This is a genomic window from Micromonospora sp. NPDC007271 (assembly GCF_040634005.1).
Taxonomy (GTDB): Bacteria; Actinomycetota; Actinomycetes; order Mycobacteriales; family Micromonosporaceae; genus Micromonospora.
Map to the genome: position 1 here is coordinate 1 of NZ_JBEYER010000122.1, position 19,186 is coordinate 19,186.

General features: G+C 72.4%; 22 protein-coding genes and 1 riboswitch. Of the genes, 4 read left to right on the plus strand and 18 right to left on the minus strand.

The features are described from left to right. Positions 1-70 precede the first annotated feature (70 nt). Complete coding sequence (gene gcvP / locus ABZ570_RS29895) at positions 71-2,893, minus strand: aminomethyl-transferring glycine dehydrogenase (protein WP_358070824.1); 2,823 nt, start codon at positions 2,891-2,893, stop codon at positions 71-73. A gap of 73 nt (positions 2,894-2,966) precedes the next feature. After that, positions 2,967-3,066: riboswitch (glycine riboswitch) on the minus strand. A gap of 62 nt (positions 3,067-3,128) precedes the next feature. Further along, positions 3,129-3,995 (minus strand): NAD-dependent protein deacetylase, encoded by an 867-nt coding sequence (locus tag ABZ570_RS29900; protein ID WP_358070826.1) that lies wholly within the window; start codon positions 3,993-3,995, stop codon positions 3,129-3,131. A gap of 92 nt (positions 3,996-4,087) precedes the next feature. Here ABZ570_RS29900 and ABZ570_RS29905 point away from each other — a divergent pair, with 92 nt between their 5' ends. Continuing rightward, positions 4,088-4,747 carry an SDR family oxidoreductase gene (locus ABZ570_RS29905; protein ID WP_358070828.1) on the plus strand — a complete coding sequence of 220 codons (660 nt, stop codon included), beginning with the start codon at positions 4,088-4,090 and terminating at the stop codon, positions 4,745-4,747. Between the two features lie 58 nt (positions 4,748-4,805). On the opposite strand, the gene ABZ570_RS29910 is transcribed toward ABZ570_RS29905, so the two are convergent. The 16 genes from ABZ570_RS29910 to ABZ570_RS29985 form a co-directional block, all read right to left on the minus strand. Further along, positions 4,806-5,582, minus strand: a complete 777-nt coding sequence (locus ABZ570_RS29910) for a DivIVA domain-containing protein (protein WP_358070830.1) — start codon at positions 5,580-5,582, stop codon at positions 4,806-4,808. Continuing rightward, entirely contained in the window at positions 5,579-6,745 is a 1,167-nt protein-coding gene (locus ABZ570_RS29915) for a globin domain-containing protein (RefSeq protein WP_358070832.1), read from the minus strand. Before ABZ570_RS29915 ends, ABZ570_RS29910 begins: the two co-directional genes overlap by 4 nt. A 2-nt stretch (positions 6,746-6,747) precedes the next feature. Next, the gene (locus tag ABZ570_RS29920) at positions 6,748-7,146 is read right to left on the minus strand and encodes a group 1 truncated hemoglobin (protein ID WP_358070834.1); all 399 of its coding nucleotides are present in this window, start codon (positions 7,144-7,146) and stop codon (positions 6,748-6,750) included. A gap of 460 nt (positions 7,147-7,606) precedes the next feature. Next, a complete protein-coding gene (locus ABZ570_RS29925) occupies positions 7,607-8,185 on the minus strand; it encodes a MerR family transcriptional regulator (RefSeq protein ID WP_358070836.1) in 579 nt (192 codons plus the stop codon). Positions 8,186-8,389: 204 nt separating this feature from the next. Then, positions 8,390-8,854 (minus strand): bifunctional nuclease family protein, encoded by a 465-nt coding sequence (locus ABZ570_RS29930; RefSeq protein WP_073833177.1) that lies wholly within the window; start codon positions 8,852-8,854, stop codon positions 8,390-8,392. A 224-nt stretch (positions 8,855-9,078) separates the two neighbouring features. After that, a complete protein-coding gene (locus tag ABZ570_RS29935) occupies positions 9,079-9,768 on the minus strand; it encodes a MerR family transcriptional regulator (RefSeq protein WP_358070838.1) in 690 nt (229 codons plus the stop codon). 50 nt (positions 9,769-9,818) lie between these two features. Next, positions 9,819-10,268 carry an FHA domain-containing protein gene (locus ABZ570_RS29940; RefSeq protein ID WP_091089392.1) on the minus strand — a complete coding sequence of 150 codons (450 nt, stop codon included), beginning with the start codon at positions 10,266-10,268 and terminating at the stop codon, positions 9,819-9,821. A 219-nt stretch (positions 10,269-10,487) separates the two neighbouring features. Beyond that, positions 10,488-10,868: a glycine cleavage system protein GcvH gene (gene gcvH / locus ABZ570_RS29945; protein ID WP_358070840.1), complete on the minus strand. Its 381-nt coding sequence runs from the start codon at positions 10,866-10,868 to the stop codon at positions 10,488-10,490. Between the two features lie 57 nt (positions 10,869-10,925). Further along, positions 10,926-11,843: a DUF881 domain-containing protein gene (locus ABZ570_RS29950; protein WP_358070842.1), complete on the minus strand. Its 918-nt coding sequence runs from the start codon at positions 11,841-11,843 to the stop codon at positions 10,926-10,928. Between the two features lie 10 nt (positions 11,844-11,853). Beyond that, positions 11,854-12,186, minus strand: a complete 333-nt coding sequence (locus ABZ570_RS29955) for a small basic family protein (protein WP_091426880.1) — start codon at positions 12,184-12,186, stop codon at positions 11,854-11,856. Next, the gene (locus ABZ570_RS29960; protein WP_358070844.1) at positions 12,183-13,127 is read right to left on the minus strand and encodes a DUF881 domain-containing protein; all 945 of its coding nucleotides are present in this window, start codon (positions 13,125-13,127) and stop codon (positions 12,183-12,185) included. The genes ABZ570_RS29955 and ABZ570_RS29960 overlap by 4 nt, the downstream gene beginning before the upstream one ends. Then, on the minus strand, positions 13,124-13,708 hold the full coding sequence (locus ABZ570_RS29965) for a CDP-alcohol phosphatidyltransferase family protein (protein WP_358070846.1): 585 nt from the start codon (positions 13,706-13,708) through the stop codon (positions 13,124-13,126). Before ABZ570_RS29965 ends, ABZ570_RS29960 begins: the two co-directional genes overlap by 4 nt. 373 nt (positions 13,709-14,081) lie before the next feature. Then, entirely contained in the window at positions 14,082-14,642 is a 561-nt protein-coding gene (locus ABZ570_RS29970) for a GNAT family N-acetyltransferase (protein ID WP_358070848.1), read from the minus strand. Between the two features lie 180 nt (positions 14,643-14,822). Beyond that, positions 14,823-15,296: a MarR family transcriptional regulator gene (locus tag ABZ570_RS29975; RefSeq protein WP_358070850.1), complete on the minus strand. Its 474-nt coding sequence runs from the start codon at positions 15,294-15,296 to the stop codon at positions 14,823-14,825. A 48-nt stretch (positions 15,297-15,344) separates the two neighbouring features. Then, positions 15,345-16,532 carry a PP2C family protein-serine/threonine phosphatase gene (locus ABZ570_RS29980; RefSeq protein WP_358070858.1) on the minus strand — a complete coding sequence of 396 codons (1,188 nt, stop codon included), beginning with the start codon at positions 16,530-16,532 and terminating at the stop codon, positions 15,345-15,347. A 125-nt stretch (positions 16,533-16,657) separates the two neighbouring features. Next, positions 16,658-17,404, minus strand: a complete 747-nt coding sequence (locus tag ABZ570_RS29985; RefSeq protein WP_358070852.1) for an SAM-dependent methyltransferase — start codon at positions 17,402-17,404, stop codon at positions 16,658-16,660. A gap of 131 nt (positions 17,405-17,535) precedes the next feature. Between ABZ570_RS29985 and ABZ570_RS29990 the strand changes: the two genes are divergently transcribed. The 3 genes from ABZ570_RS29990 to ABZ570_RS30000 all read left to right on the plus strand — a co-directional run. Continuing rightward, positions 17,536-18,417, plus strand: a complete 882-nt coding sequence (locus ABZ570_RS29990; RefSeq protein WP_358070854.1) for a universal stress protein — start codon at positions 17,536-17,538, stop codon at positions 18,415-18,417. Between the two features lie 64 nt (positions 18,418-18,481). Next, positions 18,482-18,691, plus strand: a complete 210-nt coding sequence (locus tag ABZ570_RS29995; RefSeq protein ID WP_089007326.1) for a phosphatidylethanolamine-binding protein — start codon at positions 18,482-18,484, stop codon at positions 18,689-18,691. Then, on the plus strand, positions 18,688-19,186 hold a 499-nt coding region (locus ABZ570_RS30000; RefSeq protein ID WP_358070856.1), incomplete at its 3' end, for a hypothetical protein. The genes ABZ570_RS29995 and ABZ570_RS30000, both read left to right, overlap by 4 nt.

The following is a 19,186-nucleotide window of genomic DNA, read 5'->3' on the forward strand; positions in this document are numbered from 1 at the left end:
CCGGCTCGTCGCGGCTGTCGCCGCAGCGGCCCTCGCTCTCACCGTCGCCGGCTGTCCCGGCACCCGCACGTCAGCTCTCGAACGCCTCCGGCGAGGGGCACGAGCAGACCAGATTACGGTCGCCGTACGCCCCGTCGATCCGCCGCACCGGCGGCCAGTACTTCCCCGCCCGGTCCACCCCGGCCGGGTACGCCCCCACCGACCGCGGATACGGGTGCGGCCACTCGTCCCCGCAGACCATCGCCGCCGTGTGCGGGGCGTTGCACAACGGATTGTCACCGGCCGGCCACTCGCCCGACGCCACCCTGTCGATCTCCGCCCGGATGGCGATCATCGCGTCGCAGAACCGGTCCAGCTCGGCCAGATCCTCGCTCTCGGTCGGCTCCACCATCAGCGTCCCCGCCACCGGGAACGACATCGTCGGCGCGTGGAAGCCGTAGTCGATCAGCCGCTTCGCCACGTCGTCGACGCTCACCCCCGTCGCCCTGGTCAACGGCCGCAGGTCCAGGATGCACTCGTGCGCCACCAGGCCCTTGTTGCCGGCGTACAGCACCGGGAAGTGGTCACGCAGCCGCGCCGCCACGTAGTTCGCCGCCAGCACGGCCGTCCCGGTCGCCCGGGTCAGCCCCTCGGCCCCCATCATCCGCAGGTACGCCCACGGGATCGGCAGGATCCCCGCCGACCCGTACCGGGCGGCCGAAATCGCCGGACGCTCCTCCGCGCGCGCCCCGACCGGGTCGCCCGGCAGGAACGGCGCCAGGTGCGCCCGCACCGCCACCGGCCCCACCCCCGGCCCGCCCCCGCCGTGCGGAATGCAGAACGTCTTGTGCAGGTTCAGGTGCGACACGTCCGCCCCGAACCGGCCCGGCTTGGCGAAGCCCACGAGGGCGTTCAGGTTCGCCCCGTCGACGTACACCTGCCCGCCGGCGTCGTGCACCTTCGCGCACAGCGACGCGATGCCCGTCTCGTACACCCCGTGCGTCGACGGGTACGTCACCATGATCGCCGCGAGCGCGTCCCGATACTTGTCGATCTTCGCGTCGAGGTCGACCAGGTCGACGTTGCCGTCCGCGTCGCAGCCGACCACGACCACCCGCATGCCGGCCATCACCGCCGACGCCGCGTTGGTGCCGTGCGCCGACGACGGGATCAGGCACACGTCCCGGTGCCCCTCACCGCGCTGCCGGTGGTACGCCCGGATGGCCAGCAGCCCGGCCAGCTCCCCCTGCGAGCCGGCGTTGGGCTGCACGCTGACCGCGTCGTACCCGGTCACCTCGGCCAGCCAGTCCTCCACCTGACCGATCAGCTCCCGGTACCCGGCGGTCTGCTCCGCCGGCGCGAACGGGTGCAGGTGGGCGAACTCCGGCCAGGTGATCGCCTCCATCTCGGTGGTGGCGTTCAACTTCATCGTGCACGACCCCAGCGGGATCATGCCCCGGTCCAGGGCGTAGTCGAAGTCGGACAGCCGCCGCAGGTAGCGCAGCATCGCCGTCTCCGAGTGGTGGCTGTGGAACACCGGGTGGGTGAGGAAGTCCGACGTGCGCTGAAACTCGACCGGCACCGCCGCGCTGCCGGCCCCGTCGAAGTGCGGCACGCCGAACGCCGCCCACACCGCGGCCAGGTGGGCCGCCGTGGTCGTCTCGTCGCAGGAGACACCCACCCGGTCGGCGTCGACCAGCCGCAGGTTGACGTTCCGCTCGGCCGCCGCGGCCACCACCTCGGCCGCCCGCCCCGGCACCGTCACCGTCAGCGTGTCGAAGAACGCCACGTCGGCCACGTCGACGCCGCCGGCGCGCAGCCCGGCCGCGAGCCGCGCCGCCATCTCGTGGGTACGCCGGGCGATCGCCCGCAACCCGTCCGGTCCGTGGTAGACGGCGTACATGCCGGCCATCACGGCCAGCAGCACCTGCGCGGTGCAGATGTTGCTGGTCGCCTTCTCCCGCCGGATGTGCTGCTCACGGGTCTGCAACGCCAGCCGGTACGCCGGGTTGCCGTCGGCGTCCTTCGACACGCCCACGAGGCGGCCGGGCAGCATCCGCTCCAGGCCCGCCCGCACCGCCAGATAGCCGGCGTGCGGCCCACCGAAGCCCATCGGCACACCGAACCGCTGGGTGGTGCCGGCGGCGATGTCGGCGCCGATCTCACCGGGTGGGCGCAGCAGCGCCAACGCCAGCAGGTCCGCGGCCACGCACACCAGCGCCCCGACGGCGTGGGCCGCCTCGACCAGGCCGACATGCTCACGCACCGCGCCGGACGCCCCCGGGTACTGCAGGTGCAGGCCGAAGAACTCACCGGGCAGCGCGTCCCGGTCGACGTCGACCACGCGCACGTCGATGCCGAGCGGCTCGGCCCGGCTGGTGATCACCGCAATGGTCTGCGGCAGGGTGTCCGCGTCCACCACGTACACCGGGCTCTTGCTCTTCGACGCCCGGCGGGCCAGGGTCATCGCCTCGGCCGCGGCGGTGCCCTCGTCGAGCATCGACGCGTTCGCGGTCGCCAACCCGGTCAGGTCGGTGACCATCGTCTGGAAGTTCAGCAGCGCCTCCAGCCGGCCCTGGCTGATCTCCGGCTGGTACGGCGTGTACGCCGTGTACCACGCCGGGTTCTCCAGCACGTTGCGCCGGATCACCCCCGGGGTGTGCGTGCCGTGGTAGCCCAGGCCGATCATCGACACGGCCACGGTGTTACGGGCGGCCAGGGCCCGCAGCTCGGCGAGCGCCTCCCGCTCGCTGGCCGGCGCCGGCAGGTCCAGGGTGCCGTGCCAGCGGATCACCTCGGGGATCGCGGCGTCCATCAGCTCGTCGATCGAGCCGTAGCCGACCGTTTCCAACATCCGGCGCTCGTCGCCCGGATCGGGGCCGATGTGCCGGTCGGCGAACTGCTCTGCGGTCATGCGCTGCGCTCCTTGTCGGGGCGAGGTCGACAGGTCGGCCTCCCCCTGAGTCGCGCTCACGCGCTCCACAGTGCCTGCCCACGTGGTCCTTTTGCCTGAGAGGTTCCGGGGAGGAATCTGCCCCTTCGGCGCCGCCCGGGGTGTTTCCGGGCGGTCTCTCCCGCGTGGGTGGTACCGGCATGGTCAACGCTACCAGCGCCCGCGTTTCCGGCTCATGTCCTCCCCACCGGTCGCGCTACACGGCCGCCGGCGTTCCGGCGACCGCGGGCACCGCCGGGCCGGCGACCCGGTCGGCCAGGGCGGTCAGCACCTTGCCCAGCGGCCGGTCCACCGTCAGGGCGGCGTACCCGTCGCCGCGGGTCGGCCCCTGGTTGACGATGGCGACGGGTATGCCCAGTTTCGCCGCTCGGATCACGAACCGGCGGCCCGACATGACCGTCAACGACGAGCCCAGCACCAGCACCGCCCGGGCCCGCTCGACCAGGGCGAAACAGTCCGCGACGCGGGGCGCGGGCACCGTCTCGCCGAAGAACACCACGTCCGGTTTCAGCATGCCCGTGCCGCAGATGCCGCAGTCGACGGTCCGGAACCCGGCGACCGCCTCGTCGGGCAGGTCCACGTCACCGTCGGGGTTGACCTGAGCCACCTGCGCGGCGAAGCCCGGGTTGGCCTCACGCAGCCGCCGGTCCAGCTCCTCCCGGGAGGTCAGGTTGCCGCAGTCCAGGCACACCACCTCGTCGAGCCGGCCGTGCAGCTCGACCACCCCGGTGCTGCCGGCGGCCGTGTGCAGCCCGTCGACGTTCTGCGTGATGATCCCGCCGACCAGACCCGCGTGCTGCAGCCGCGCCACCGCACGATGCCCCGCGTTCGGGGCGGCCCGGGCGATCAGCCGCCAGCCCAGGTGGCTGCGCGCCCAGTAGCGCCGCCGCGCGTCCGCGTCGCCGGTGAACGCCTGATACGTCATCGGGGTGTGCCGGCGGGCCGCGCCGCTGGGCCCCCGGTAGTCCGGGATGCCCGACTCGGTGGACAACCCGGCGCCGCTGAGCACCACCACGCCCCCGGCCCCCACCAACCGGGCCAACACGTCGAAGGTCTGCCGCACCCGTCCATGCTGCCTCAACCGCCGCCCCACGGCGACCGGCGCGGCTCACGCGCTCGGCCGCCAGGCGGCCCGGCGGGCAATAAGGTGAGGGCATGCGAGTCGTCATCGCCGGAGGCCACGGCAAGATCGCCAAGCTGTTGGAACGGGAACTCGCCGGGCGCGGCGACACCGCGGTGGGACTGATCCGCAACCCCGACCACGCCGCCGCACTGCACGCCGCCGGCGCCGAGCCGGTCGTGGCCGACCTGGAACACACCGACGTCGACACCGTCGCCGCCCACCTGGCCGGCGCGGACGCGGTCGTGTTCGCCGCCGGGGCCGGGCCGGGCAGCGGCGCCGCCCGCAAGGACACCGTCGACCGGGGTGCCGCCGTGCTGCTCGCCGACGCCGCGCAACGCGCCGGCGTCCGCCGCTACCTGCTGGTCTCCTCGATGGGGGTGGACCAGCCGCCCACGCCCGGCAGCGACGAGGTGTGGGCGGCGTACCTGCGGGCGAAGAAAACCGCCGAGCAGGACGTCACCGGCCGGGACCTCGAGGTGACCGTGCTGCGACCCGGGCGGCTCACCGACGACCAACCCGTCGGGCGGATCACCCTCGCCCGGCACGTCGACCCCGGCGAGGTCACCCGCGCCGACGTGGCCCGGGTCCTGCTCGCCCTCCTCTACGAGCCGGCCACCGCCGGGCTCACCCTGGAAGTGGTCGGCGGAGAGACGCCGATCGCCGACGCGATCCGCGCGGCCGCCGCCCGCTGACCCGTCACCCGGGTGCGGTCCGGCCCGCCGGTCGGATGACCGGCAGGCCGAACCCTGGTCAACGCTGCTGGTGGCGGGGTGCCATCGCGACCCGCACCCGGCCGCCACCCACCGCGGCCGCGCCACCGGCGCCGACCGCCGCAGTGCCGGCCTGCGCGGTACCGGCCGGCACCGTCGCGGTGCGGATACTCGCCGCCGTCCCGGCCGTGACCTCCGCGGCGAGCCGCTGCATCGTCCGCGCCAACTGCTCGCTGCCGTCGTCCAGGTGCCGGGCCGCCGCCTGCATGTGCGAGATCATCATTTCGCCGAAGATCCGCAACGCCTCCCGGGTGGCCACCGAATCGTCGAAGTTCGCCCCGGAGCTGCTGCGGTAGTCCGCCACCGCCCGCTCGGCCTCCTGCTTCGCCTCCTCCGCCGCCGCACGCATGTAGCTCTCGTACTGGTTTCGGGCGTACTCGGCCACCCGCTGGGCGTAGTCATGGGCCTGGGCGATGATCTGCTCGGCCTCCCGCTGCGCCGCCGACAACAGGTTGACCTCCTTCGCCGCGGGCAGCTTCGCCGCCGCGCCGGCACTCGGAATCACCCCGTGCCGGTGCAGCTCCAGGTGGTCGTTGAGCCGCTCGTTCTCCGCCCGCAGGTTCGCCACCTGCGCCGCCAGCAGATCCAACTCGTCGGCCACCTGCATGCGGAACCGGTCCACGTCCGCCGGCTCGTACCCGCGGCGGGTGAACGACGCCGTGCCGAACTCCCACCGGCGCACCCGGTCCGGGGTCAACCGGACCTGCACACTGGCGACCTGACCCCCGTCATAGCTGCCGATCGGGGTCGCGCTCACCGGACACCTCCGGAATCGTCAGGGGCGGTCGCGTTCCGCCATGTCGGCCCGTACCAGTGCTTGCCGAAACCCTCGTGGTGCAGCTGACCGGCGTGGTAACCCGCCCTGGTCAACGCCGCCACCGAATAGCTGACCATCTCGTCCGAGCCGCAGACGTACACGTGCCGGGACCGCCAGTCCCCGTCGGCCAGCGCCCGGTCCACCACGTGCCCGAACTCCCCCTGCTGCTGCAGGTTCAACCCCACCACATAGGTGACGGCCAACCACGGGTACGACGAGGCCAACTTCTCGATCGTGTCGTTGTCGTAGAACTCGCTGGGCGAGCGGGCCCCCACGTACAGATCGACCCGGCGGTGGGAATTCTCCGCGGCGACCTGCTCCACCAGCGCCTTCAACGGCGCCCAGCCGGTGCCGCTGGCCAGCAGCAGCAGATCCGCCGACCCGGCCGGCTGCAGCGTCAACCGGTCCCCCACCGGCGCGGCCAGGTGGATCTGATCACCCACCGCGCACCCGTACACCAGCCGCGACGACACTGCGCCGCCCGGCGCCGCCCGCACGTGCAGCTCCAGCGTCCCGTCCGCTCGCGGCGCGTTCGCCGGCGAGTAGTACCGCCACGCCCGCACCGCCGGATGGGACACCCCGATCGACTGGCCCGGCGTGAACGGCAGCAGATACTGCGGGCGCACCGTCAGCACCGCCAGGTCGAACGACCGCCGCTCGTGCCCGAGGATCTCCGCCACCCACCACGGCGGGTTCACCGCCTCGGCCGCCTGCGCAGCCTCGATCATCACCTGCGAGACGAGCCCGTACGCGGCCGTCCACTCCTGGGCCAGCTCGTCCGTCCACGCCTCGCCCAGGAAATGCCGCAACGTCGCCAGCAGCGCCTCCCCGACCGCCGGGTAGTGCTCGGCGCGCACCGCGAACTTGCGGTGGTCGGCGCCGAGATCCTGCAGGAACCCGACCAGGCTGTCGACCTGGTCCACGTTGGACACGATGTGCCCCAACGCGGTCACCAACCGGTCCCGCTGCCCGGCCATGTTCGCCGGGAACATCTGCCGGACCTCCGGGTAGGCCAGGAACAACGTCGAATAGAAGTAGAGCGGCACCTGGTCGCCGTACGCGGCGACCTGCGACCAGCTCTGCTTCAGCCGTGCCGCATCCACACTCAGGCGCCCGTCCCGTGCCCCGAAGCCACCACCTGGTCCTGCACCTTCTCCAGAACGACCTGCACGTCGGCGATGATGTCCCCCGGCACACCCAGCTCGGCCAACGTCGCCGTCAGGTGCTCACCGACCTTGACGTAGTGCGCCACCGGGATGTTCAACGGCCGGTGCGCCTCGGCCAGCTCCCGGCCCGCGTACTCGTTCGGCCCGCCGAGCACCACCGTCAGCATCAGCGCCAGATGCCGCCGCTGCTCCGCCATGTTGATGTCGGCGAAGTAGCCAACCAGGTCCGGGTCGGCGAGCACCTTGTCGTAGAACAGGGCCACGGCCGCCTTGACCGAACTGGCGCCGCCGATGCGCTCGTAGTGAGAGGGCGCGGTCTCTTCCGTAGTAACCGTCACGCTCGTTCCTTCCAGGATGCACGCCGATCGGCGCGGAGGGGCAACCGGTCGGCTGGCGGGCAGATGCCGTGACGCCATTGCCAGCACGACCGTGTGGGACCTTAGCGCGCCAACCGGACAAGGTCACGGCCGGCCTAATAGATTTTTCACAAGAGCCGACCAGCCAGCATCGACATCATCCACACGGGCCATCCCGGCACCGGCGTAGACAGCCTCACGGCCCGTTATCGACGGCGGACCGGTCCACGGGACACCCTCCACCCTGGACCACCACCGCGCACATCCCGGCATCCCGGCAACCGCCCGTGACCAGACGGCAAACCCACAGGGCCGGTCGACACACGTCTGTCCCGCGAACCGGACCCACCCGCCCGGCCACCCGACACGCTGCGTAACCAAGACAGGATCAGGGTCAGGCCGCGGCCACGACCGATCGTGGTTGCGGGTGCGCCCCGCCGGCTCAGCCGGCCCGGCGACGCGCCCGCCGCGCCGCCAGCTCGTCACCCACCGACTCCGGCGACTCCGCCGGCGGCGGCCCACCCACCGGCTCCGCCGGCAGATGCGACAACGAGCCCTGGATCTCCTTGAACGCGCCACCGATCGCGATGCCGAACACCCCCTGGCCGCCCTGCAACAGGTCGACCACCTCCTCCGGCGACCGGCACTCGTACACCGTCGTCCCGTCGGAGATCAACGTGATGCCCGCCAGATCCTCCACCCCACGCGACCGCAACGCCTCGATCGCCTTCCGGATGTTCTGCAACGACACCCCGGCGTCCAACAGCCGCTTCACGACCTTCAACACCACAAGATCACGGAAGGAGTACAGCCGGGACGTCCCCGACCCCGACGCGTCCCGCACCCCCGGCACGACAAGCCCCGTACGCGCCCAGTAGTCCAACTGCCGGTAGCTGATCCCCACCGCGTGGCAGGCCGTCACACCCCGGTAGCCGACCTCACCGTCACCGCCAGGCACAGGCCCCACCACACCCGGCTGCTGCCCCACGGAACTCGGACCAGGATCCTGCGGCTCGTGCATCGGACAACCTCCCCGCCCGTGCGGTGACACGTCATCTCCCCGTACGTGCACCCCTCGACACCGCAACCCTATAGCCGCCCTCAGGAGTTACCACGCAGGAAACACCGCGACACGCCGCGCGACCACCCGGAAGACCACCCACGGCGACCAGCCGTCACCCACCGTGACAGCCGCCGCCGCTGCACGCCGACCCGACGCCGGCCCTCAGCCCGCGAAGTCCTCCGGACGCACCTGCTCCAAGAACTCCCGGAACTTCTCCACCTCGTCCTCCTGCTCGTCCGGGATCACGATCCCCGCCTCACTGAGGACCTGCTCGGCACAACGAATCGGAGCCCCGACCCGCAACGCCAACGCGATCGAATCGCTCGGCCGCGCCGACACCCGAACCCCGTCACCGATCAACAGATCGGCGTAGAAGACGTTCTCCTTCAGCTCGGTGATCTCCACCGCCCGCAACGGCGCCTGCAACGCCGCCAGCACATCCCGCAACAGATCATGCGTCAACGGCCGCGCCGGCTTGACCCCCTGCTGCTCGTAGGCGATCGCCGTCGCCTCGACCGCGCCGATCCAGATCGGCAGATAGCGATCCCCCTCGACCTCCCGCAGCAGGACGATCGGCTGGTTGCTGGGCAGCTCCACCCGAACTCCGACCACGCTCAGCTCGCGCACCGCCGCCTCCGTGTCGTTGTCACCTACGCCCGCACCGCGCCCTACCCTGCACGGTACACGGACCGCGACGCGAGAGCCTTATGCGCTACGTGCACCGCTACGTGCACCCTGCCTCGCCAGGAAGGGGTTACCCCGGCAAGCCTACGACACGCTTCCCGAGACAGATCTTTCCGCGCCCACCGACGGCCGAGGCCGGGCACCCCCACGACACCCGGCCCCACACCTCACCGCCCCAACGTCGACCGCAACCCCACCCGCACCAACGCCGCGTGCAACTGCTGCGACAACGCCACCAACTCCCGCGCCGTCTCCGCCGCCCGAGCCCGCGCCGCCGGATCACTCTGCCGCGCCAACGGGGCCACCAACTGCGCGAACAGACCGACCTCCCGATCCGCCGCCGTCCGATACCCACGCAGATGCCGCGGCTCCAACCCGTACGCCGCCAACCCCGCCACCGCCCGCGCGATGATCAACGCATCCGCGTCGTACCACCCCGACGGATCCGACACCAGCACACCGAGCCGCTCCAACTCGGCCAACGTCGACTCGGCGAGCCCACTACGGGACAGCAGATCCGCCCGCCCCAGCCGCACCTCGGACGACTCGACGGGCTCCGCCGCCTCCCGGCCCGGCACCTCGCCACCGGGACCGACCGCCACCAACGTCGGCCGCTGCCGACCCCGCGCGTCCCACTCCGCCAACTGGTCACGGATCACCCGCAACGGCAGATACTGGTCCCGCTGCGCGGTCAGCACGAACCGCAACCGCGCCACATCGTCCCCGCTGTACTTCCGATACCCCGCCGGCGTCCGCTGCGGCTCCACCAGGCCCTCAGCCTCCAGGAACCGCAACTTCGAGATGGTGACGTCCGGGAACTCCACCCGCAACTGCGCCAACACCTCGCCGATACTCATCAGCGGAGAGGAACGCGCCGCCCCGGGCAACGACGAAGCCGCAGGCTCGTTCACCCCCGGCCGGCCTCCTCCGGCCGCGGACCGGCGATGAACACCACCCGGAACTTGCCGATCTGCACCTCGTCACCATTGCTCAACGTGGCCGCCTCGACCCGCTCCCGGTTCACGTACGTGCCGTTCAAACTACCCACGTCCCGCACCGTGAAAGTGCCACCGTCCCGGTGGAACTCGGCGTGCCGCCGGGAAACCGTCACGTCATCGAGGAAAATGTCACTGTCCGGGTGCCGGCCGCTGGTCGTCACATCGTGGTCCAACAAGAACCGGGCACCCGCGTTCGGACCCCGACGAACCACCAGCAACGCCATCCCCGGCGGCAACGAACCAGACATCCGGCTCGGCACCACATCGGTGTCCGGCCCCTCCAGCACTTCGTCGAGCGAACCGAGATTGAGCGTCGAAGTGACGTCGAGCGGGGGGAACTCGTCGCCTGGGCGCGTCATGCGGACCACCTCACGGATCTGTTCGGTCGGCGTCGGGGTAATGGCGGGTCTGGCCGCCGGGCAGTCACACACCCGGCGGCTGGCTCCCCCGTGCCCGGGAAGGCGCATTCCACAACGCTCAACTATTGGGTTCTCGGTCGACTGGGCGAGCCTAGCCAGCGCCGAAAAGCAGGGCAACCGGACGCGCGGAGACAAGCCCCACCGCCCGGGACGACACCATCAGCTCTCAGTGAGCTCGCGGTACGCACCAGCAGTCAACAAACCCTCGACCGCCGCCGGATCATCCGGAGTGATCTCCACCAACCACCCCGCACCGTACGGATCCGTGTTGATCACCTCAGGGGTGTCGGCCAACGTCTCATTGCGCGCCGTCACCGTGCCACTCAGCGGAGCGTAGATCTCCGACACGCTCTTGGTCGACTCGATCTCACCCAGCGACTCGCCCGCGGCCACCACCGCGCCCTCGTCCGGCAACTGGACGAACACGATGTCACCCAACGCGTCCTGCGCGAAGTGCGTGATACCGACCCGGACGGCACCGCCGCCCCCAGCAACCACCCACTCGTGCTCGGCGGTGTACCGCAGATCCTCAGGAATCACCAGCTGCGTCCTTCATCCATCGGTGCACCGGGGGGAAACCGGCGCGGCCGCGGCCGGTCAGGAAACCGGCCGGGCGTGTTCCAGCTTGATCGGCGCGTGCAACTGCGAAACCTCCACAGCCTCACGATCCTCGACGATCACGTTACCGCCGTCATCCGCCACCGATGCGACCACCCCGCCGGGGATGTTCAACGCCGTCCGCATCGTCGCCGGATCACCGATCACCAGAATCGTGTACGGAGCCGCCAACCGCCGCCCGTCCACCACCAGGCCACCGCCCTGCGCATCGACGAAGTACGTCGACGCGATGACCCGCACCGCCGCGCCGTCCGCCCCGACGATCTGCATCGCCTCCGCGCCCGCACCGCGCAACTCCTGCACCGCGTCCAGGATCCGCGTCGGCGAGGTCGCCTCGTCCCCGCCCTCGAACCGCACCGACAACCCCGGCCCCACCGCCGGCAACGTACCCGCCAGGATGCCCAACTCGTCCGCCCGCCGCGTCGCCTCGTCCAACGCCGCCTGCCGGCCCTGCTCACCCGAGCGCAACTGCCGCTGGCTCTCCTCCAACGCCGCGATGTCCTGCCGCAGCCGCCGCTCCCGCGAATCCAGATCCGACGAGATCCGGACCAGATCCTCCTCGCGCGTCCCCGCCAGGCCCGAATCCGTCGACGTCGTCTTCAACTGCACCACCAGCGTGAACCCCAGCAACGCCAGCAGCACCGCGATCATCGCGCCCGCCGACGTCAACCGACGCGCCGCCGGCCTCGCCTCCGCCACCGACCCGCTCGGCCCGTCATCCTCCGACCCCTCCGCGGGAGGCGCCTCCGCCTCCCGCTCGGCCGGCGCCAACGGGCTCAACTCGTCCGGATCGGGCGCCTCCGGCCGCGGATCCGGCTCACCCGCCGGACCCGAGGGCCGCACCGGCTCCGTCGGCTCCGGCCAACCGGTGCCCGTCTCCCTGTGCTCCTCGCTCATCGCCACAAACCTACGCCCGGAACAGGTGCCGGCGGATCGCCGCCACATTTCCGAAGATGCGCACCCCGAGCACGACCACCACACCGGTCGACAGCTGACCACCCACCCCCAGCTGGTCACCCAGGTACACGATCAGCGCCGCCACCAGCACGTTCGAGATGAACGACACCACGAACTGCTTGTCGTCGAAGATCCGGTCCAGCTTCGCCCGCACGCCGCCGAACACCGCGTCCAACGCCGCCACCACGGCGATCGGCAGGTACGGCTGCAACGCCGCGGGCACCGTGGGATCCAGATACACCCCGAGCACCACACCGGCGAGCAACGCCAGCACCGCGATCATCGGCCACCTCCGGAGGGGGAAGAGGACCCCGAGCCGGACGGCCCGGGACTTTTCGAACCCGCGGCACCCGAACCCGACGGCGACGGGCTCGGACTCACCGAGGGCTCGGCGTAGCGTAGCCGCGGCTGCGGCGCGGCCGGCAGCGTGAGGTCCTCGGCGTCCTTCACCCCGAACGACAACCCGTTGGACCGCCCCACCGAACGCATCAGGTCCGCCGCGGGACTGTCCTCGAAGCGGTCCCGCATCGACCCCGGCCCGATCGCCGCCACCTCGTACGGGCCCGTCACCGGCCGGTAATCCACCAGGATCGCCTCGCCCGCCGACCGGATCGTCGTCGTCGCCGTCAACCGCTGTCCGTTGATCGCGATCGCCTCCGCGCCCGCCGCCCACAAGGCGTTCGCCACCTTCTGCAGGTCGGAGTACAACACCCTGGACGGGCCCACGCCCGCGCCCGTCACCGCGTCCTTGTCTCCCGCCGCGTCGGCCAACCGCACCACCACACCGTCACCGCGCACCCGCCCCAGGCCGGTGCCCGCCTCCAGCTTGCGCAGCCGGGACGCCTGCGAGCCGCTCAACGCCGCGTCCCGCTGCCGGCCGACCTCCTCGCGCAACTGGTCCGCGCGCTCGGTCAACCGGTCCGTCTCCGCCTCCCGCTGCTTGATCGCGGCGATCAATCCGGCCCGCGCCTTAGCCCGGCTCGGCTCCTCCGCGACCGTCTCCCGGTACGCCACCGCGAACAGGAACCCGATCACCACGAGCACCACCAGGCTGACCGGACGAGCCAGCAGCCGCCGCCAGCGCGACGGCGACGCCTCTTGGCGCCGCGCCGCCGCGTCGGCATACCCCGGGTCGAGGGGCTCGCGGAACAACTCGGTCAGGAAGTCCGGCGCGTACACCCGCGCCGACGGGTCCCGCCCCCGGTCCCCGGGCGATGCGCTCACGCCGCCGCTCCCGCGCGCCGCGCCCGCATCGCCCGGACCAGGCGGTTGGCCTGCACCACGTACATCGCGCCGGCCACCCAGTAGAGCACCAGGCCCCACCAGGCGAGCCCCCAGCCGATCGCGTCGGCCACGGTGGCGCTGGCCGGCGACGCGGCCGCCAGCAGCAGGATCGGGAATGCGGCCAGCAGCAGGAAGGTGGCCGTCTTGCCGACGTAGTGCACCGGCGGCGGCCCGTAGCCGTGGCGGCGCAGCACCGCGAGCGACCCGAGCAGCAGCACCTCGCGGGCCAGCAGCGCCGCGGTGAACTGCCACGGCACCACCTCGCGTGCGGTGAACGCCAGCAGCGTGGCCAGGATGTAGAGCCGGTCGGCGAGCGGATCGAGCAGCTCGCCGAGGCGGCTGACCTGGTGCAGGCGGCGGGCGAGCCAGCCGTCCACCCAGTCGCTGGTGCCACCGACCGCCAGCACCACGATCGCCGCGACGTCCGCCCGGACGACGAGGAAGAGGTAGAGGAAGAGCGGTACGCCGACGAGCCGGACAAAACTGATCATGTTCGGCAGGGTGAGGACGCGGTCGCCCACGACCGTCGTACCGCCGGAAGCCGGATGCTCCCCTGGAGCCGGCCGACCCGACACCGATTCCTCCCTTCGCAGCACGGTCCGGAGCCGACCGCGATCGGCCGCTGCTCCTGGAGGACGTGCGCGTTGCCGGCCGGTCAGCGCCGGCGCCCCGTGCGATCCCGGGCTGGGACCTCCCCGATGCGGCCCACGATCGCGTCGATCATGGGCCAGCCAGTTGCGGTGCCACTATATCGGGCCGCTGCGGCCTGCCCCGGCGCGTGCTCTCGTGGCTGTTTCGTCCCGGGCCTCTGTGCGGCCCTGCACAGACTCTAGTGCGTCCTAGGACGCTAGGTTCCGACAGCCCCGCCCACCGTTGCTTCGGCGGGGTTGGCCGTTACCGGCGCTGTTCCCAGTCGGTCCGGGTGAGGTCGTACTCGACTTCGCCGTGCTCGGAGCCTTCGATCGGCTGGGGCCAGTCTCCGGTGAAGGTCCGCAGAAACGTCAGGCCCGCCTTCTCCATCACCCGCCGGGACCGGGTGTTGACCGCCATGGTGTTCGCGGTGATCCTTTCCACCCCGAGGTCGGTGAACCCCTTGCTGATCAGGGCCCGCGATCCCTCGGTGGCATACCCCTTGCCCCAGGCGGCCCGGTTCAGCCGGTAGCCGAGTTCGACCACGGCGGCGTTGTGCTCGTCCAAGGGGCGGAACTCGAACCAGCCCAGGAACGCCGCGCTGGTCTTCTCCTCGGCCGCCCAGTAGCCGCGGGCGCCGAAACCCGGGTAGTCGTGCAACAACCGGGGCAGGGTGCGCGTCCGGATCGTCTCGCGGCTGGTCGGCTCGCCGCCGTTGATGAAGCGCATGACCTCGGGGTCGTTGTCCAGTGCGAAGAGGTGGTCGACGTCGTCGGCGGTAAACGGGCGCAGCACGATCCGCTCGGTTTCCAGGAAGACCCGCATGCCGCGATCTTCACCGCCGGGGCGTCGGGCCCGCCAGCGGATATCGCGGCCGGCGCCGTTCCCGGCGCCGGCCGAAGAAGGCGCGGAGGACAAGGCGGTGGCGGGACCTCGGTGACGTTGAGCTGAGCGCCGAGGTCGGGACGCGGCTGGGCGTCGGTGTGCGGGTCGGCGCGGCCCTGGTCAGGCCGTGCGGACGACGGTGGAGTCGGTGCCGGCCGGCGCGGCTCCCAGCGCCGCCGCCTGACCGAACGCCACCAGGGCCAGCAGCAGCTCGTGCTGGGCCCGGTGGGGCATCCGGTCCAGCACCGCCTGGACCGCCTGGTGCCGCCGCTCCTGCAGCTCCCGCAGCAGGGTCTCGGCCGCCGCGGTGGGCAGCAACCGCACCTCGCGCCGGTCCCGGGGATCGGCCACCCGGCGCAGCAAGCCGACCGCCTCCAGCCGGTCGCAGAGCCGGCTCGCCGACGACGGTACGACGTCCAGCAGCTCGGCCAGCCGGTTCACGTTGCTGTTCGGGTGCGACACGATCAGCGACAGCACCCGCAGCTGCGTCGGGGAGACGGGGACGGCGGGCCGGGACGAGGCCGAGTCGAGCACAGCGATGAGCGCCTCGGCAGCCGCGTCAATGGCCGCGGCGAGATTCGGAGGTCGCTCCACCCGCTGTCCCCCTGCGATGTCCCGCTCGTGTTCGCCCCACCGGTCCGGTCACTGCCCGCCAGCGTTGTCCGGAGGGCTGAAACCGCGCCAGTCCAGGCAGACGACGACCGCGTCGTCGCGGAGGTCCGCGTCGGCGTGGTACGCGTGCAGTTCGCGCATCACCGTACCAACTGCTTCGGCCGCCGGCTGCAACCGAGTGGACCGCATGGATCTCGCCATGGCCCGTTCCCCGTAGGGCTCCTGGCCAGCCGGCTCCGCCTCGTACACGCCGTCGCTGACCACGAAGAGCCGGTCCCCCGGTTCCACCGTGAACTCCTGCACGTCGTACCGGGTCTCGGCGAACATGCCCAGGGGCAGTTGCTGCTCCAGAACGATCGGGGCGACCGTGCCGCCGCGCAGCCGCAGCACGTGCGGCGAGCCCGCGTCGACCGCCTTCACCACGCCGCGCCGGGTGTCCAGCTCCAGCAGCAGCGTGGCCACGTGCCGGCTGCCCCGGTGCTGGTAGAAGATCGTGTCCGAGGCCAGCTCGGCCTGCTCCACCAGACTCCCGCCGGAGCGGCGCGCATTGCGCATCGCGTTGACCGTCACCGCGGTGAGCAGGGACGCCGTCAGGCCGCTGCCGGTGCCGTTGAGCACCGTGACGGTGAGCCGGTCCCCGTCCACGGACCAGTCGAAGTGGTCACCGCCCACCGTGTACGCCGGCTCGAGCTGCCCGGCGAGCAGGAAGGCACCGTGCGCGACACTGCGACCGGGCAGCAGGTCCCACTGCATCTCGGCGGCCATGCTGAGCCGCTCCCGTCGGCGGGCGCGCCGGTAGCGGTCCGTCTCCCGGTCGGCCGCGCGCAGCGCCACCGCCAGCTCACCCGCGACGTCCCGGGCCGCCTCGACGGTCGTCGCGTCAGGCGTGGCCGCCAGCTCGACCATCAGCACCCCGAGCCGCTCACCCCACACCGACAACGGCAGGTAGACCCGGCAGCGGGTGTCGGCACCGCCGTCCAGCACCGGCTGCTGGCTGCTGAAACAGCGCTGCGCGACACCCTGGCAGGCGAGGAAGTCGCCGTCGGGCAGGTCCGGGTCCAGCACCGGCCAGAGCCCGGTGGAGCGGTAGTCGGCGATGAACACCTCGGTCCGGGAGGCGTCGAGCGCCCGACGGATCGCCCGGTCGGCGGCCTCCGCCAACTGGTCGGGCGGTGCCGCGCGCAGCGCGCGCGCCACCTGTCCGGGCGCATCCGGCATGCTCATCCTCCGATGACGACTATTGCTATGCGGCAAGCATCATACGAAGGAACCCCGAGTGCCGGACGCCCGGTACCGGCGCCGGACGGGCGACGGGCCACGCCGCCGCCGGGTGGAGCCGACGGTCAGCCGGCGGCCTTCGTCGCCAGCGCGCCGTAGAAGGCGTCCGGCACCAGGTCGGGCTCGCCCTCCGGACGCCACCGCGCGACCGGTACGACACCGTCCACCGTGGGCTGCCAACGACCGAGCAGCGGCGCGAACGCCGCGGGCGGGCGCATCCGGAACGCCGGCCCCATCATCGCCAGCGCCTCCGGGTACGCGGCCAGCTCCTCGCTGTCGAAGTCGACCGCCAGGAAGCTGCCCGGCGCCACCGCCTCGTACAGCTCGTCGAGGGTGCGCGCCAGGGTGGCGTCGTCCAGGAACGCGGCCAACCCGAGGAAGACCACCCCGACCGGCCTGCGCCCCCACCCCGGTACGAAGCGGTGCAGCTGGGCCGGGTCGATCGTGCCGATGTCGGTGGCGTCACCGAAGCCGTACCCGGCCCGGTCGCTGCCGGCCAGCAGGCGCTGGCCGAGCCGGATGGTCACCGGGTCGACGTCGGTGTAGAGGACGGTGGCGTCCGGGGCCACCTCGTGCACGTTGCCCCGGGTCGGCACGCCCGCGCCGAAGACCAGGAAGCCGTCCACCCCGGCATCGGCGATCGACCGGACCGCCCGGCCGAGGAAGTCCCGCAGCGCGCGGAAGATCACCGCGCACGGCCCGTACGCGCCCTCGAAGGCGTGGGCCGCGGCCACGTCCACCGGGAAGTGGTGCTCGCCGCCGAGCCAGTAGTCGATCATGCGTGCGGTGCTCGGCTGCTCGGGCTCGGCCATCGACGAGGCTCCCTTCCTGGGGCGGGTGGCCGACAGCGTACCCAGGGGCCGGCTGGCGCGGTATCGGCCCGGCGACACCCCGCCGGCCGCGATACTGGCGGCGCGGGCCTCGGCGGCCAGGAGGTGCAGCGGTGAACTCGGCGAACGGCGCGGCGGTGGTGGTCGGCGTGGACGGCTCGGAGCCGGCGCTGCGGGCCGTACGCCTCGCGGCGGCCGAGGCAGCCCGACGGCACCGGCCGCTGCGGGTGGTGCACGGGTTCATCTGGCCGCTGCTGCGCGTACCCGTCTCACCGCCGCCCAGCGCACCACCCGGCGCCGGGCTGCGCCATCAGGCCGAGGAACTGGTCGCCGAGGCGGTCGCCGAGGCGGAGTCGGCCGCGCCCGGCGTGCGGGTCTCCGGGGAGATCATCGACGGGGAGGCCGCGGCGGTGCTGCTCGGCGAATCCCCCACCGCCACGATGATCGTGCTCGGCGACCGCGGCCTCGGCGGTTTCGCCGCGCTGGTGATCGGCTCGGTGGCCATCCAGGTGGCCGCCCACGCCGACTGCCCGGTGCTGGTGGCCCGCGGGGCGCACCGGACCGCCGGCCCGGTGGTCGTCGGCGTGGACGGCTCCGCGCCGTCGCAGGCCGCGGTCGAGTTCGCCGCCGAGGAAGCGGCGCTCCGGGGCGCCCGGCTGCACGCCGTGCACGCCTACACCCACCCCACCTCCAGCGGCCCCGGCGACATGCAACCGCTGGTCTACGAGGAAGGCCTGCTGCGCGACGAGGAGGACCGGATCCTGGCCAACTCGCTCACCGGGCTGGCCGACCGCCATCCGCAGGTGCCGCTGACCCGGGAGGTGGTGCACGGCCGGCCCGTCGGTGTGCTGACCGAGGCCGCCCGCACCGCCCAGCTGGTGGTCGTCGGTGGTCGGGGCCGGGGCGAGCTGAGCGGGCTGCTGCTGGGGTCGGTGAGCCAGGGTGTCCTGCACCACGCGGACTGTCCGGTTGCCGTGGTCCGCTCCCCCGGCTGAACGGTTGGCGCCGTCCCGGGCGGGTAGACGGTCCACGGAGCCACAGCGACCGGAGGAGGCAGGGATGCCAGGACCACGGCCGGGCAGCAACGCGTACGACAAGGAACGGGCACGGCTGCGCGATCTGATCGAGAATTCCGGGCGGGCCGCCGACCAGGAGGCGAACCAGGTCGCGAACCGGATCCTCCAGGACGACCGCGGCCAGCGGGGCGTCGTGCGGGGAGACCGGACGTTCGGCCCCAAGGGCGAGCGCGAACCGGGCGACCCGAAGTGAGGGCCGCGCCCGTGGTCGACGGCGCCATCGCCGGCGCCGTCGGCAGCGCCGCGTTGAACATCGTCAGTTTTCTGGACATGGCCACCCGGGCCCGGCCGGCGAGCAGCACCCCGGAGGAGACGGTCGGCCGGCTGGCCCACGCCGCGCACGTCGACCTGGGCCCGCAGGAGAAGGCCACGAACCGCAAATCGGGCCTCGGACCGGTGCTCGGCTACGGCATCGGCATCGCCGCCGGGGCCGTCTTCGGGGTGCTGGCCGCCCGCCGGCGCATCCCCCTGCCGGTTGCCGCGGGACTGCTCGGCGGCGGGGTCATGGCATCCTCCGACGGGTCGATGGCCGCGCTGGGGGTGACCGACCCCCGAACCTGGCGCCGGGTCGACTGGCTGTCGGACATCGTGCCGCACCTGGCGTACGGGTTGGCGGCCGCAGCCACCTGGCGGCGCCGTCTTCACCGAGGAGACCGAGCCCCGCGAGGTGCCGCGCGGCGGTTTCGGC

Bases quoted from the DNA above. Each gene is read 5' to 3' on its own strand.
- ABZ570_RS29995 (WP_089007326.1), top strand. From the start codon at position 18,482: ATGCCAGGACCACGGCCGGGCAGCAACGCGTACGACAAGGAACGGGCA.
- ABZ570_RS29935 (WP_358070838.1), bottom strand. From the start codon at position 9,768: ATGAGTATCGGCGAGGTGTTGGCGCAGTTGCGGGTGGAGTTCCCGGAC.
- gcvP (WP_358070824.1), bottom strand. From the start codon at position 2,893: ATGACCGCAGAGCAGTTCGCCGACCGGCACATCGGCCCCGATCCGGGC.
- ABZ570_RS29980 (WP_358070858.1), bottom strand. From the start codon at position 16,532: ATGCCGGATGCGCCCGGACAGGTGGCGCGCGCGCTGCGCGCGGCACCG.
- ABZ570_RS29905 (WP_358070828.1), top strand. From the start codon at position 4,088: ATGCGAGTCGTCATCGCCGGAGGCCACGGCAAGATCGCCAAGCTGTTG.
- ABZ570_RS29940 (WP_091089392.1), bottom strand. From the start codon at position 10,268: ATGACGCGCCCAGGCGACGAGTTCCCCCCGCTCGACGTCACTTCGACG.
- ABZ570_RS29955 (WP_091426880.1), bottom strand. From the start codon at position 12,186: ATGATCGCGGTGCTGGCGTTGCTCGCCGGTGTGGTGCTCGGGGTGTAT.
- ABZ570_RS29950 (WP_358070842.1), bottom strand. From the start codon at position 11,843: ATGAGCGAGGAGCACAGGGAGACGGGCACCGGTTGGCCGGAGCCGACG.
- ABZ570_RS29985 (WP_358070852.1), bottom strand. From the start codon at position 17,404: ATGGCCGAGCCCGAGCAGCCGAGCACCGCACGCATGATCGACTACTGG.
- ABZ570_RS29925 (WP_358070836.1), bottom strand. From the start codon at position 8,185: ATGCACGAGCCGCAGGATCCTGGTCCGAGTTCCGTGGGGCAGCAGCCG.
- ABZ570_RS29970 (WP_358070848.1), bottom strand. From the start codon at position 14,642: ATGCGGGTCTTCCTGGAAACCGAGCGGATCGTGCTGCGCCCGTTTACC.